Genomic DNA, 681 nt, shown 5'->3' with positions numbered 1-681 from the left:
CCGGGAGGCTTCAATGGCGAGGACCGCACCAACCCGACCTTCGCAGATCGCCGCCAGAAGCTTCTCAAAGCCCGGACGGCTGATGCCAGACCCTGAACGACCGAGATCTTCATCGATGACGATGGCGTCTTTCCAGCCAAGGGACCGCGCTCGCTCGGCAAGGCCATATTGGCGTCGCCGGCTCTCGGGATTGTTGACGAGTTGATCGGCCGTCGACTGCCGGACATAGACATAGGCACCGCGCGCGAGATGTTCAGCGGTGATCTTCATGATCTGCCTCCCGTCCCGTCTGGCTCACCACCGCTTCCCTCAGCAAGGTCTCGATCAGCGGGAGGGTGCGTTCCCGGACTTCGCCTGGAAGACTCGATGGCGGAGCCTTCTTGGAAAACAGGTCTGGCTGGTCGGTTCGGCATTGCCTGCGCTGCATGGTCGTCTCCTGGCTGGCGTGAGTCGCTCTGCAGAAAACGTAGACATGCATCGACCTCGCGGCGCAGGTCGCGCAGGCATGAAAGGGGAAAACGGGGCGCCTCGCGAACCGCCATCGTCAGGGCGATCTCTTCCGTCATCCAGATCGGAATCAGCGCCAGGCTGCCATCCGGTTGTCGCCCGACATAGGCCGGCTCACCGCAATAACGCTGACGGCCTGTGACGAAAATCTCCCCGCCCGAACGTGGATGAAAG

General features: G+C 62.3%; 2 protein-coding genes. Both read right to left on the bottom strand.

Annotated elements, in window-relative coordinates; translation table 11 throughout:
- The coding region (locus tag NKH19_RS33465) for a recombinase family protein (protein ID WP_352984000.1) at positions 1 to 270 on the bottom strand (270 nt) is incomplete at its 3' end.
- Positions 267 to 681, bottom strand: a 415-nt coding sequence (locus tag NKH19_RS33460; protein WP_352983997.1) for a hypothetical protein, incomplete at its 5' end; no start/stop codon positions are given. The genes NKH19_RS33465 and NKH19_RS33460, both read right to left, overlap by 4 nt.

Source organism: Mesorhizobium sp. M1338 (assembly GCF_040318045.1).
Taxonomy (GTDB): Bacteria; Pseudomonadota; Alphaproteobacteria; order Rhizobiales; family Rhizobiaceae; genus Mesorhizobium.
The sequence above is the reverse complement of the archived record's forward strand: the minus strand, read 5'-3'. Positions and strand labels throughout refer to the sequence as shown.